Raw genomic sequence first — 12,395 nt, 5'->3', positions numbered from 1 at the left:
ATCGGGTGGGCGGCGCTCCTCCGATCGGCGGGACGCATTCGGGGAGCACGCCGGCGACCGTGCTGCAGGCCGGGAACCGTTCCTGTGGGCTGAGCGGGAGTGAGTCCTCGTCGGCGTCCGTGCTGAACCGGCTGATGCGCATCGCGCTGCCGGACCGGCCGACGCCCCGGGGGGGCTGGTGTCGACGAGTTCGCCCTGCAAGGTGCTGTTCCCGCTGTACGCCCTCGGGCCGTACCTGCCTGACTTCCTGACGCCGCCGGAGTCCGAGGACGGGATCACGGCGGCCCTCGACGGCATTCTGCGGATGCCTCGACGGGACGTCCGCGCCGAGTTACGGCTCCTGAACCGCGTCTCCCCGGTGCCTTCCTGGGCGCTGCGGCTGGACCAGGGGGCCGAACGGCGGGAGTTCACCGAGCTGATCCGCCGGTACCACGAGGTGGCCGTCGCCCCTTACCCGGAACGCGTGGCCAGCGGGATCGTCGCGCACCGCGCCATCCTCGCCCGAGCGCTGCTGACCAGGGGCGCCGAGGGGCTCCTGTCGAGCCTGGGGCCTCGATTCCGCTGGCACCCGCCGGTCCTCGAAGTGGACTACCGGACGGACCGCGATCTCCGTCTGCGCGGACGCGGGATGAGGATCGTGCCGACCTACTTCTCGTGGGGAACACCTGTCGCCCTGGCCGACGCCGACCTGCCACCCGTGCTCTCGTACCCGCTCAACCATCCGACGGTGCCCGAGGAAACGGTCTCCGCGGAACATGCCCCGCTGGACGCGCTGCTCGGGGGTACGCGCGCGCAGGTCCTGCGGTGTGTCGCGGACGGGCTGACCACGGGAGAGCTCGCCCAGGTCGTGGGGGTCTCGCTGTCCGCCGCCAGTCGGCACGCCTCGGTGCTCCGCGACTCCGGGCTGACGACCAGCCGGCAGGTCGGCCCGACGGTCCTGCACACGCTGACCCCGCTGGGAGCCGCGCTGCTTCGGCAGGCGCGCGGTGCGGGGCACGAGAATGACGACGCCCCTCAGACCTTGCCCGAGAGTCAGGGGCATCGAACACGACGACCGTGACTGTGGCGTCGCTCCTGCGGTCTCCGGGATCGCGCCGGCCGTCACCACGCTTCGGAACCCGGGTACCGGCCCGCCGGTTGCCGGTCTGGAATGCCCGCGACACGGCCGTACGCCCCATCCTCGCCGGGCTGGCCGGTTATGTGCGTGACTGCATTACACGCTCGATACGGCCAGTCGGACTCGACGAGCTCAGGGAGGAACAGGAAATCGGCGCGGGCCGGGGGGAGGCGGCCCGGTCCGGCCCCGGGGGAGAGAGCGGTCGGCAGCGACGCGTCTCCCGGGAAACTCACGAACGTGCGGTGGACGGCTTTGAACGCGCCCTGGCCTGCGGACGAGAGCTCGCCGCTTCGGCTCAGGCCCTTCAGCGACCACGTCCCGCTCAGGGGCGGCCGCGCCGCGTCTGACTCCGGAGCACGTCGAGGCGCCGGCCGGCGCTGGCCACCCAGTCCTGCTGACCTGGGAGCGCCGCCACCGCCGAGAGCAGCCGCGCCGCTTCCGCGGCGTCCCGCGCTTCCAGTGCGGTGAGGAAGCTCCGCTTGAGGCGGAGCGGGGAGGGGCCCGGAGCGGGCGATCCTGGGAGGACCAACTCCGCTGACGTGCCCGGCAAAGGGCCCACCGGCAGTTCCGGTGAAGACTCTGGCCACGGAACCAGCACCGGAATGTCCGCCCCGGGCCGCCGTGCCGCGCCCGACCTCCCGGAACCGTCGTGGGGGAGCCGGAACCAGACGGCCAGGCCGGTCGCGATGCTGACCGTCACGGCGGCGACCAGCGTCCACAGACCGAAGGGAGTGCGCCGGGCGACGAACTCCACGATTCCCAGGGCCGCCGCCAGAAGAGCGACGCCAAGCATGGCGGCAACGGCCGCGCCCGCCGAGACGACGCCCCGGCGCAGCGTTCTCAGCCGGCCGTTCTTGGCGGTCATGCGGAGTCCGGGCGGTGCAGAGCAACGGTCATCCTGTCGTCGAGCTTGGCCACGGCCCGGCGCGCGGAGACGATTCCGGCCAGTTCCCGAGCCAGGGCCTCGGTGCCGTGTCCGCCCGGCGAAGCCAACTGGCACAGGGTGTCGAACTTCTCGGTCAGGATCCGCTCCGCCGCGTCGGCGATCGCCCCGCACTGGTCGGCGTACGCCTGGTTCACCGCCCCTGCGTCCCGGACGTCGAGTCCGTTCACCTGCGTGCGCATCGCCTCGATCCCGCGCATGAACGCCTTCCTGGATCCGACCCTGGCCAGGGTCAGGCCGGCGTAGCCGAGCGCTCCTGCGCCGGCCACGACCAGGACCAGTGCGCCCACAGGTGTCATCGCGAAGGCGGCGATCCCACCACCGATGCTGCCGAAGCCGCCCACCGCGGCTCCTGTGCCGCCCGCCGCCGTCCCCGACGCCCCGCCGGCCATCCCGGCCAGCCCGGCCAGCACGGCGGTGCCTACCTCCGACAGGGAGAAGGTGACTCCGGCGGCCGTGGAGCCGTAGCCCGCCAGCGCTCCGCCCGTCGCCCCCGCGACAGTCGCTCCCGCGCCGCGTGTCAACCGTGCCCTGGTGTCGTCCACCAGATGCGGGGAGTCCGTCGGACCGCTGGTACCGGGGGAGACACTGAACTCCCCGACCTGCTCCTGCAGGAGCGGGAGCCGGTCGAAGAACAGGTCCAGCGCGTGCTGCGCGTGGCCGCGGTAGAAGGCGAAGACGACATCCATGGCGCGCGCGGTCGCCGTCATGACCTCGTCGTCGTGCAGGGCGCCGGCGTCGGCCAGGTCACGGGCGGTCTGTTCGGCGACGGCCTTGGGGATTCGGTTGTGCTCCGACAGCACCTTCTGCTCGATGCGGGTGATCCGCTGCAGCAGGTCCTGTTGGGCCTTGGTGACCGATTGCCGGTAGGCCGGCCACTGTCCGGCTCCCACCCGGGCCGCCATGGCGGGGCCGGACACCGTCCGCCACGCGTCCTCGGCGGTTCGGCGGGCCGCGGCCACCTGGGTGGCGAGGTTCCGGGCGGCGGCCGGGTCGGGACGGAGTACGGCCCGCAGCGTCGCCTCCCGGAAGGCAAGGAACTCGTCGAGTTCGGCGAGGGCGCTGAGCGCGTGGCCATGGGCGTGGAAGAGCAAGCCGTCGGCGCCGTTGTCGGCCATGTACGCGGAGACCGTACGGAGGAAGCGCTCGGCTTCCTTGCGATGCGGCCGGCCCGTGACCCGCGGACCGGAGCGGTTCCGCCAGGACCGCGTGCCGGTGAGTGTCGGCAGGTGCAGCACGAACAGGTGCTCCGGGTCCACCTCCGTGAACGCGTGGTCGCCCAGGACCTGTTGGGCTGCGGACCGGACGTCCGCGACCCACTCCTCGTGTCGGCCGGAGTTGCGCTCCCACCCGTCGTAGGACCAGTTGAGGACCACCGCGGCGAAACGGACCTGAGCGCTGGACCACTGCTCGGCGATCCTCAGCAGGGGGCCGTAGGAGCGGTCACGGCAGACACCGATCACCGTGTGCGTCTCGTTCTCCAGGAACGCCCTTACCTCGGCGGCGACTTGGGGCGACACACCCTCGATGCCCGGCAGGTCGACCAGCCGCATCCCCTTTTCCAGCATCGGGTGCCGCAGTCGCACGTAACCGCGCAGGACCCGCTTGTGGTTGTGCTCGTTGCGCCTGCTGAGGACGTACTCGCCGAAGTCCGTCATGTTCCGGCAGGCGATTTCGACGGGCGGAGCGCCCTCGAGGACCACCGAGTACCGTGCCTCGGTCGTCTCCCCCCACTCGATGACGACCGGGGCCACCGTGCCCGGGACGAGGTCTTCCTGCGGTGTGACGTCCCGCCCCAGCAGCGCGTTGACCAGTGTCGACTTCCCGGCGCCCTCCGCGCCCACGATCACGAGGTCCAGCAGGCAGCCGTCGACCGCCTGCCTCGCGGCGTCGAACCGCCGAAGCAGCCCGGTGTTGCGCGGCATGCAGTGGCGGGTGATCTTCTGCCCGGAGGCGACCGCGTCCAGGAAGGTGTCTCTGGCAGCGGAAAAGGCGTCCAGGGTGGCGTTGCCGAATATGAGTTCTTCGGGCTCGACAGGTTCGATCGACATGGCCACTTCCCCCATTCGACGGCCATGCACCTGTGGCGGACCGGCAGCGTCCGGCCGGTCGAGTCCACCGATTGCGTCACGTCCATACCCGGTTGATCCGGACACAAAACGGGGACGTGAACCGTTCGAGGGGGTGCACCGCGGCCCAGAGACCGCCCGCGAGCAGGTCAACACCTACCTGCTCGACAATTACCACGGCCGGCTCAGCGACTTCGTCGCAGCGGTCTCCACCGACGGCACCGCCACATCCTCGACCGTCAAGGCCGCCGACCTCTCGGACGGCGACCTGATCGACGCGCACTCGCCGACCTCTCCGGCTGATACGTCAACGATGGCGACTCCGGCGCACCCATCTACCCGCCCAACTGACCCCACTGCCTGACACGGCCCCCGGCGCTCGCCAGGTGCCGCGGCGGCAGGCCCGTTCGTGTCGACCGGCGCCGTGTCCACTGGTTTCCATGACCGACCAGATGGCCGTCATCGCGGAAGATCGTGCAGCCCAGCACCGTGGTCAGTTGCCTGCATTTCACCAGCACCTTCCCAGGCGATGTTGGTCGCACCCGCTCAGCCGGCCGAAGTGTTCTGTGTCGCCTCGCGTGCTTTGGCGAGGGCTCGCTGTCTGAAGTTGCCGCCGAACAACTGAATCGTGGTGGCCGCCAGGATGTCATCCCTGCCGAGGGCCCGCCCGTCCCCCTGCGAGCGGACAGGGACCGGAGGGAATCTTTGAGGAACGGGGGTGGGCCGGTTCGCCCGACATCACCGGGGTGACCGTACCGAAACGTTTGATCCCGTCCTCGCGGACGACCCTGGCCGCGTCCCGGGCGAGGTCCGTCAGGGATTCCGTTCAGGTCGCGGACCATCGCCGGGACGGCCGTCGCCCCTTGGCTCCACAGCAGCTTCTTGGCCCCGGGCTCGAACCTGTGGGCGCCGACCACAGCACTCGGTTTGCGCGACCTGCTGCGCTTGCGAGAAGGCACGATGACACCCTCGGCGTCGTACAGGACACTGGTCAGGCCTTGAAACGTCGGGCTGTGGTTGTACCACTTGTCCCCCACCCCGAGCTCGACGTTCCGGTCGATCGCCGAGAGAAGGTCCCAGGAATCAGCTTTCTCTGGTCCTCCTCCGCCGCCACTCTCCCCGCGCCGTCGATGATCTCCGTCAGCACTGTCCGCGTCACCGACGCGGCCGACCTCGGATCGATGCCGTGAAACCCTCTCTCCGCGCAGCGGTTGAGGAAGGTGGACTCATGTGCGTTCGAAGACCGCGAGGTCACGTCCAAGGAGCGCAACGATGCGGCCGTCGAACGTAAGCGCCAGATCCTCGGCTGCGGGTGCTATGAGGGACTGCAGTAGTTTCCGTGTCCGAAGATCCCAAAGCCGCACGGTGCCGTCGGCACTGCCCGTGACAGCGATGGGTGTGGCGTTGAGGATCGAGCACGCCATTGCAAGCACCGGTCCGTCGTGTCCGGTGAGAGGCCGACCGATCTGTCGGTGGGTGGCCAAGTCCCAGACCCGGACAGCGCCATCCTCGCTTCCGGTGACGGCGACGGGGGTGCCGTCGAGAACCATGCACGTCACCGTGCAGACCCGTCCGCCGTGTCCGGTGAGGGGCTTACGGATCTGTCGGCGGGTGGTCAAGTCCCAGACGCGAACGATTTTGTCATCACTGCAGGTGATGGCAATGGGGGTACCGTCGAGGACGGTGCACGCCACCGCGCGCAACACGTTGTCGTGTCCGGTGAGGCCTTGGCCGATCTGCCGGCTGCGGGCGAGGTCCCAGACCCTGACAGTGCCATCATAACCGCCCGTGACAGCGATGGGGGTGCCGTCGAGAACCATGCATGTCACCGCGAACACTGGTCCGCCGTGTCCGGTGAGGGGTTTGGCGATCTGTCGGTGGGTGGTCAGGTCCCAGACCCGGACTGCGCCGTCCTCACTTCCGGTGACGGCGAGGGGCGTGCCGTCGAGGACCGTACATGCCACCGCACACACCCATCCGCCGTGTCCGATGAGAGGCCGACCGATCTGTCGGTGGGTGGTCAAGTCCCAGACCCGGACAGTGCCGTCCTTGCTTCCGGTGACGGCGACGGGGGTGCCGTCGAGAACCGTGCACACCACACCGGTCCCTCCCTTTAGGAGACCGGGATTTGTATCGCTGGGCGATGTGTTGTCTGACAGGTCCCAGACCCGGGCGGTGCCATCTCTACCACCGGTGATGGCGATGGGCGTGCCGTCGAGAACCATGCATGCCACTCCACGCACATCCCCAGCCTGTCCGGTGGGGAGTTCCCCGATCTGCCGACTGCTGGTCAAGTCCCAGACCCGGACAATGCCTTCACGACTGTCGGTGATGGCGATGGGCGTGCCGTCGAGAACCGTGCATGCCACCGCGAACACCGATCCGCCGTATCTGGTGGGGAGCTTGCCGATCTGCCGGCGGGCGGTCAAGTCCCAGACCCGGACCCCGGAGCCGAAGTCGCTACCTATGACGGCAATAAGCGTGCCGTCGAGGACCGTGCATGCCACCGCGAACACTGGTCCGCCGTGTCCGGTGAGGGGCTCGGTGATCTGTCGGTGGGTGGTCAGGTCCCAGACCCGGACTGTGCCGTCCTCGCTTCCGGTGACGGCGAGGGGGGTACCGTCGAGGACGGTGCACGCCACCGCGCGCACCGCGCTGCCGTGTCCGGTGAGGCCTTGGCCGATCTGCCGGCTGCGGGCGAGGTCCCAGACCCTGACAGTGCCGTTATGACTGCTCATCACGGCGATGGGTGTGTCGTCGAGCACCGTGCATGCCACCGCGAAGAGTGGTCCGCCGTGCCCGGTGAGGGGCTCGGCGATCTGCTGGCGGGTGGCCAAGTCCCAGACCCGGACTGTGCCGTCCTCGCTTCCGGTGACGGCGAGGGGAGTGCCGTCGAGGACGGTGCACGCCACCGATGACACCGGTCCGCCGCCTGACGTGACGGTGTCCCGCAGAGCAGTGATGAAGTCGCTCCCGGTGGCCGATGTGGGAATCCACTCGCCAGGCTGAGCGTGAAGGGTGAGTTGCTCGTGAAGCGTTGTGGCGTCGGCGCGCGCGGCGTTGAGAGCAAGGGCGATGCGACGGACGTGAGAGGGGGCGGTGGCATGGAGGTTGAGGGCGGCGCGGTAGACCGAGGCCGTGAGGCGAGCTGTGTCGCTCGTGGCATGGCTGAGGCGGGGGGTGAGGGTGCTCGGCACGGCGTGGACGAGGTATTCGCTGTCTTCGAGGAGGTCGTCGACGCGCCCCACCGCAGCAGCGTGGGTGGCGAGGTGGAGCAGGGCGTAGGGGTGGGCGCGGGACCAATCGCGGGTGGCGTCGCCGCGGTAGGGAATGCAAGCGGTGAGGGTGTCAACGAACGCGCTGTGCACGGCGGTGGCATTGACGCCTTCGCGAAGGTGTTCTGCGAGGGCTTGATGGTAGAGGCGGTAGGCGGAGCGGCCGTTCTCGGTGGCTTCGATGACGTAGGAGCCGGCGTAGCTGCGTAGCCACAGGAGGTCGTCGCCGGTGTAGGTGCGGCCGGAGATGGCGGAGGCGAGAGGCGCCCAGATGTCTTCCCAGGGCAGACCCTGGCCTTCGGCGTAGGCGAGGGGGCGCAGCAGGTCGGTGGCGCGCTGGGCCTTGCGGCCGAGGCGGTTGGTGAGGTCGTCGCGCATGGCCTGCCCGGCGTGGCGTGGCAGGCTTGCTCGCCAGGCAGGATCGTGGGGGTCGGCGACGGTTTCGGCGGAGGCGAGGGTGTAGGCGGCGAATCGGGCGACGAGGAATGACGTGCCGGCGGCATCGGCTACTGCCTCGGCCACGCTCTGCAGCAGCCGATGCCCCTGCTGTCCGTCCAACGTTCGGTAGGGGGAGGACTGACGGCTTTGGATGAGGTTGCGCAGGGTGTAGGCGAGCAGTGCGTGGCGGTCGGCGTAACCGGGGCTGTCCAAATCGATGACCTGCTGTTGCTGCGCGGGGGTGTGGGTCTTGATGCCGAGGCGGTCGAGCAGATGGGGACGGGTACCCAGCAGCAGACGGACGCGTCCTCGGGAGTGCTCGATGAGGGGCCGTACGATTTGTGAGCACAGGGTGTCGGGGGTGGCGGCCTCGTCGAGGGCGTCGATCAGGACGGTGAACGGCCGCCCGCGGTCGCCGTTGTGCTGGTCCAGTTCTTCGAGGAGATCACCGACCCTGGTGGATTTGAGCCCGGCTGCGGCGGCGAGTCCGCCCAGGACTTCGCTGTTGGTGAGGTTCTGGGCATACATGACGACGTCGATGCTGCCTTCGTCGGGGATCATTTCCTCGTCGAGTCCCAGAGCGTTGACAGGCACGGTGCGGCGGCGTCCAGGCAGGGCGAGGGCGGCGACCAGGCCGAGGACGGCTGTCTTGCCCGAGCCAGGACCGGCCGTGACGACCCGTACGACATCACGCACTGCGGCATCAGGCGCGCGATGTCGGTGCCTGCGGGTGAGGTCTGTCTGGTTGAGCCAGTCGGCGAGTTCGGCGAGGGCTTGGTGGCGACCGCAGAACCACCAGCCGTGTGCGCCGTCCCCGTGGTAGCCCATGGCACGCACCAGAAGGCGGGTGGTGAGTTCGGTTTCCCGGCGCAGGGCGTAGGCGTCGAATTCGGCGGCGTCCTGGATGGCGAGGTCGACGTCGGTGAGGCGGACGTTGTGTCGTGGGTTGGTGAGGAAGTCGGGCGGCTCGCCGGTCAGCCCGAGCAGGGACAGGCTGATGCGCTGGTAGGCGGGCTTGTCCGGGTGGCTGTTCATCTGCTGCACCACGGCGGACACCGACAGATGGGCCGGCGCGTGCCCAGCGGTAGCCCTGCTGCTTACGGCCTGGCTGAACAGGTCCGGGAACATGCCTGCCTTGGCCTGCTGGTGCGGTTGAGCCGACGACACGATCACCAGCCCGGCACCGGTCGCACTCTGAGCCCAGTGGGTGCCGAGGCGTTCGAGGGCCGCGGCGGCGAGTTCGTTGCCGCCCTGGCCGGAGTAGCAGGTGTCCAGGATGAGCAGCAGCCGGCGGACGCGGGTGCCGCGGATGACCCGCACCAGGTCTGCGGTCGGCAGGGAGGTGAAGGCGACGTCGGCTGGGTCTGTGTCGGACATCAGCAACACGTGCTCGCTGCCGTCCTCGAGGACCTCCCCGTGACCCGAGAGGTAGACCACGACCAGGTCGTCCTCGCGGCGCTCGGCCGATGTGCAGAAGGCACGCAGGTGCTCGCGCAGCTGCTGGACGGTCGGGTCGAGCCCCAGGGCGCTCTCGTGGCGGTAGCCGAGTTGCCCCGTGAACAGCTCGATGACCTGCTCCCGGGCCTGGACGAGTCCAGGCCGGTCCCAGTCCAGACATTTGGGGTAGCGGGAGACGGCGGTGGCGATCAGGTAGCGGCGCGGCTCCTCGCCGTCGAGTGGCTCAATACCGGTGATGATGGTCACGCCAGAAGGCCGTCTGCGATCGCTCGCCCGCACAGCTTGTCCGTCAGGTATGCCGTCGCTTCATGCGCCCGTGCACCGTTGTGGATCACCGCGCAGCGCACCCGGTCCCCGAACGCGGGTCGCAGATCCTTCACCAGGGCGACGACGTCCCCCGCGTCCGCCAGATTCGTCCACACCAGGCCATCACCCCCGGGCCAGACTCCTTGCGGCCGGCCGCCGAGCACGAGTGGTGCCGGCTGCAGGCGGGGAAGGATCAGGTTCTCGATGCCCAGCGGCGAGCCGATCGTCACCAGGGCCCGAACACGGTGTCCGGGCCGCGCGCACAGGGTTTCGTAGGCGACGACCGAGCCGAGCGAGTGGGCTATGACGACCCGGGTGTCGTCACCGATCCGGTCGGCGACTCGGCCTAGGGCCCTGGCGCGTAGGCCGGGGTCGGTGAGGTAGCGGCTCACCTGCTTCAGGTCGAAGACCATCGCCCGCAATGCCACCCCGGCGAAGAACCGTGATCCGGACAGCGCCCTCAGCGCCGCCTGTGCCGACTGCGGGGTGGATACGAGCGTGTCCGCGCCGGGCGAGACCACGCCCGGGTCGCTTTCGGCGGCTGCCTGCCACCAGGCGAGCAGCAGGTCCCGCTCCAGGCCTTCCGCGACATCGGCGGAGGTGTAGGGCGGGTCGCCGACCGCTAAGAACTCTCCCTCGGGCCGGAAGAGATCACCGTAGAAACCGACCTCCATGTCCGCTGTGGCAAGGCGGTCGGCCGAGCCGGCGTGGGTGAGACCGTCGTTGAGAGCCGGTAACCACTGCCGGCGCAGTGTCTCTTCGCCAAGTGTCTGCTTGCCGACGCCATGAACTCCCACGACACGCGCCATGGCCTTGTCATGCCCCCCGAACTCGTCCCCGTGAACAGTGTGCTCAGCACTGTAGAGCGAGACAGAACGGCACATACTGCAAATCCTGAAAAACGTGCAGCCATAGGGGTGCGGGCGCAACGCAATCGATGACGTCGTTCACCAGAAAGTCAGGCTGGGTGTCCTGGCGATCGCTCATGAGGCTCGACGCGTGGAGTTCGGCTTTCTGCGCAGCACTCTCGACCTGGCCGCCGGCAACCTCGGTCAGCATTTGGCCGTGCTCGAAAAGGCCGGACTCGTAGAGATGGAGAAGGGCTACGAGGGGAAACGTGGCCACACTTGGGTCCACCTCACCCACGCTGGAGAGAGCGTTTCCAGGAGGTCCTTCCGAGGGCCCGGCGCGGCGGCGGTACCCGTGGGGCACACGGCCGTCCTCGCCGGGAATCACGTGTGCCCGGTGCCCATCACCGTGAGATGACCGCGCGCAACGCCCACTCGTGTGCCGCTGCGGTGCGCAGGGCGGTCTCCAGGTGGCGGACCTCGGCCGACAGAGGATCGTCACTGCCGAAGATGTGGTCGGTGAGATCGTCGAGTTCGGTGAGCGTGTCACTGTTGTCGGCGGGCGTCGCAGCGAACAGCACGCTGTACAGCGTGTCGTAGCTCTCGGGGTGGGCTTCGGCTGCCTCCACACCGGTCCAGACGTTTGCGCACCGAAGCCGCAGCAGGGTGATGAACGACCGCAGGGCGCCCCGCAGGACGTCCGGATCGGCGCAGGTGCGCAACCGTGCCCGCAGGTCGGCGTACAGCTCTGGCAGGCCGAGGCCCAGTACGCGTGTACCCGCGTATGTCCACAGTGCCGATCCCGTGCCGCTGCCGCAGGCTTCCCAACGGTCGTCCCACAACAGGCGGGTGAACGCGGTGCGCGCACGGTCGCCGTGCAGGGAGACGCCCAGGATCAGACCGCCGTTGCAGTCGACCGAGGCATGGTTCTCACCCCAGGCGACGAGCCGGTCCAGCCATGCCGGGTCCTTGGTCTTCGGGGCGAGGACGGGCAGGAACTCGGGGAACAGGGCGGCCCCTTCGTGCTTCTCCAGCGCCTCGGCGATTGCGTCCCGCAGGTCGTCGCACGGCAGGTGCAGCAGACCGAGGCATGCGTCCTTCGCCACGTCGTACAAGCCGTCGACGTGTTCCCACAGCAGGGGCGTGGCCGGGGCGTACCCCAGGCGGCCCACGGCGTGCAGCACACCGGACGGTACGCCCTCGCGCAGTCGGCCCCCGTCGACCGTCGCCTCCAGCAGGCGCGCGGCCAGCCGTCGGTCGCCGTGACGGGCAAGGACCGGCACCAGCGCCTCGTGTGCGGCGGGCGCCGAGAGAAACAGCGGGAGGAGCGCCTCCGCATCGGCTGAGCCACCGTGTCGGAGCACGGCTTCGGCGGCCATGGACTTCCATTGCCACGCCGGCTCCGGGGCGTCATCGGCGGCACATCGGTCGAGTATGGCCTGCGTGGCCGGGGACAGCGTCAACTTGGCAACCGCCTCTGCGTGGACAACACCGCACATCATGCCGAGACCGTTCATGTGATGCCACGCAGTTTCCGTACCTTGTCGACTTGATGGGGCTCGACCGTCTCGCTGCTTCCTGCCCAGCCCGACCGCGAGCACCGCCAAATCCCCCGCGTCCGCGAGCAGTTCGCCACGGTCATCCTTGCCCGGATCGGCACCATCATGTGGCAGCGGCTCGCCCCGATGGCCGACCCTGCCTCCAAGAGGTCCTGTCAAAGCCGTCGGACGTGCCTGTGGGTGATGAGGCAGGTGGCGAGGCCGAGGAAGGCTTCGCGGATGTCATCGCGTCGTTCCCAGCGGATGCGGGCGGCGGAAAGCCGTGGAGCCAGGCGATGGTGTGCTCGACCACTCGACGGAGGATGCTCAGGCCGGAGCTGTGGGGTGCGGTCGTGGGCAGGGCGGGCAGGCAATACCGGCTCGCCGTCGGCGTGACCGCCTG

General features: G+C 69.3%; 9 protein-coding genes and 1 pseudogene. 3 read left to right on the top strand and 7 right to left on the bottom strand.

Annotation, left to right across the window (positions count from 1 at the left end):
- Positions 1-178 precede the first annotated feature (178 nt).
- Complete coding sequence (locus ACH4S8_RS04345; protein WP_398390809.1) at positions 179-1,060, top strand: ArsR/SmtB family transcription factor; 882 nt, start codon at positions 179-181, stop codon at positions 1,058-1,060.
- Positions 1,061-1,439: 379 nt separating this feature from the next.
- Here ACH4S8_RS04345 and ACH4S8_RS04340 read toward each other — a convergent pair whose 3' ends face one another.
- Together ACH4S8_RS04340 and ACH4S8_RS04335 are read right to left on the bottom strand one after the other, a co-directional pair.
- The gene (locus ACH4S8_RS04340) at positions 1,440-1,982 is read right to left on the bottom strand and encodes a hypothetical protein (RefSeq protein WP_398390808.1); all 543 of its coding nucleotides are present in this window, start codon (positions 1,980-1,982) and stop codon (positions 1,440-1,442) included.
- A complete protein-coding gene (locus tag ACH4S8_RS04335; protein WP_398390806.1) occupies positions 1,979-4,111 on the bottom strand; it encodes a dynamin family protein in 2,133 nt (710 codons plus the stop codon). The genes ACH4S8_RS04340 and ACH4S8_RS04335 overlap by 4 nt, the downstream gene beginning before the upstream one ends.
- 133 nt (positions 4,112-4,244) lie before the next feature.
- Here ACH4S8_RS04335 and ACH4S8_RS04330 point away from each other — a divergent pair, with 133 nt between their 5' ends.
- Positions 4,245-4,493, top strand: coding sequence for a hypothetical protein (locus tag ACH4S8_RS04330; RefSeq protein WP_398390804.1), 249 nt, complete (start codon positions 4,245-4,247; stop codon positions 4,491-4,493).
- A gap of 182 nt (positions 4,494-4,675) precedes the next feature.
- Here the strand turns inward: ACH4S8_RS04330 and ACH4S8_RS04325 are convergent.
- The 4 genes and pseudogenes from ACH4S8_RS04325 to ACH4S8_RS04310 all read right to left on the bottom strand — a co-directional run bounded on the left by ACH4S8_RS04325 (position 4,676) and on the right by ACH4S8_RS04310 (position 10,731).
- Positions 4,676-5,312: pseudogene (locus ACH4S8_RS04325) on the bottom strand (hypothetical protein).
- Between the two features lie 43 nt (positions 5,313-5,355).
- Positions 5,356-9,546 (bottom strand): caspase family protein, encoded by a 4,191-nt coding sequence (locus ACH4S8_RS04320; protein ID WP_398390802.1) that lies wholly within the window; start codon positions 9,544-9,546, stop codon positions 5,356-5,358.
- Complete coding sequence (locus ACH4S8_RS04315; RefSeq protein ID WP_398390800.1) at positions 9,543-10,415, bottom strand: hypothetical protein; 873 nt, start codon at positions 10,413-10,415, stop codon at positions 9,543-9,545. Before ACH4S8_RS04315 ends, ACH4S8_RS04320 begins: the two co-directional genes overlap by 4 nt.
- 43 nt (positions 10,416-10,458) lie before the next feature.
- Positions 10,459-10,731 (bottom strand): hypothetical protein, encoded by a 273-nt coding sequence (locus ACH4S8_RS04310; RefSeq protein WP_398391755.1) that lies wholly within the window; start codon positions 10,729-10,731, stop codon positions 10,459-10,461.
- Between ACH4S8_RS04310 and ACH4S8_RS04305 the strand changes: the two genes are divergently transcribed.
- A complete protein-coding gene (locus ACH4S8_RS04305) occupies positions 10,621-10,872 on the top strand; it encodes a transcriptional regulator (protein ID WP_398391729.1) in 252 nt (83 codons plus the stop codon). The genes ACH4S8_RS04310 and ACH4S8_RS04305 overlap by 111 nt on opposite strands.
- Here ACH4S8_RS04305 and ACH4S8_RS04300 read toward each other — a convergent pair.
- Positions 10,859-11,833: a hypothetical protein gene (locus ACH4S8_RS04300; protein WP_398390798.1), complete on the bottom strand. Its 975-nt coding sequence runs from the start codon at positions 11,831-11,833 to the stop codon at positions 10,859-10,861. The genes ACH4S8_RS04305 and ACH4S8_RS04300 overlap by 14 nt on opposite strands.
- Between the last annotated feature and the right edge of the window lie 562 nt (positions 11,834-12,395).

Source organism: Streptomyces sp. NPDC021080 (assembly GCF_044333225.1).
GTDB lineage: Bacteria > Actinomycetota > Actinomycetes > Streptomycetales > Streptomycetaceae > Streptomyces.
Note: the sequence above shows the minus strand (reverse complement) of the source record. Positions and strands in the feature narration are given on the sequence as shown.

Bases quoted from the DNA above. Each gene is read 5' to 3' on its own strand.
- ACH4S8_RS04300 (WP_398390798.1), bottom strand. From the start codon at position 11,833: ATGGCCGCCGAAGCCGTGCTCCGACACGGTGGCTCAGCCGATGCGGAG.
- ACH4S8_RS04315 (WP_398390800.1), bottom strand. From the start codon at position 10,415: ATGGCGCGTGTCGTGGGAGTTCATGGCGTCGGCAAGCAGACACTTGGC.
- ACH4S8_RS04340 (WP_398390808.1), bottom strand. From the start codon at position 1,982: ATGACCGCCAAGAACGGCCGGCTGAGAACGCTGCGCCGGGGCGTCGTC.
- ACH4S8_RS04335 (WP_398390806.1), bottom strand. From the start codon at position 4,111: ATGTCGATCGAACCTGTCGAGCCCGAAGAACTCATATTCGGCAACGCC.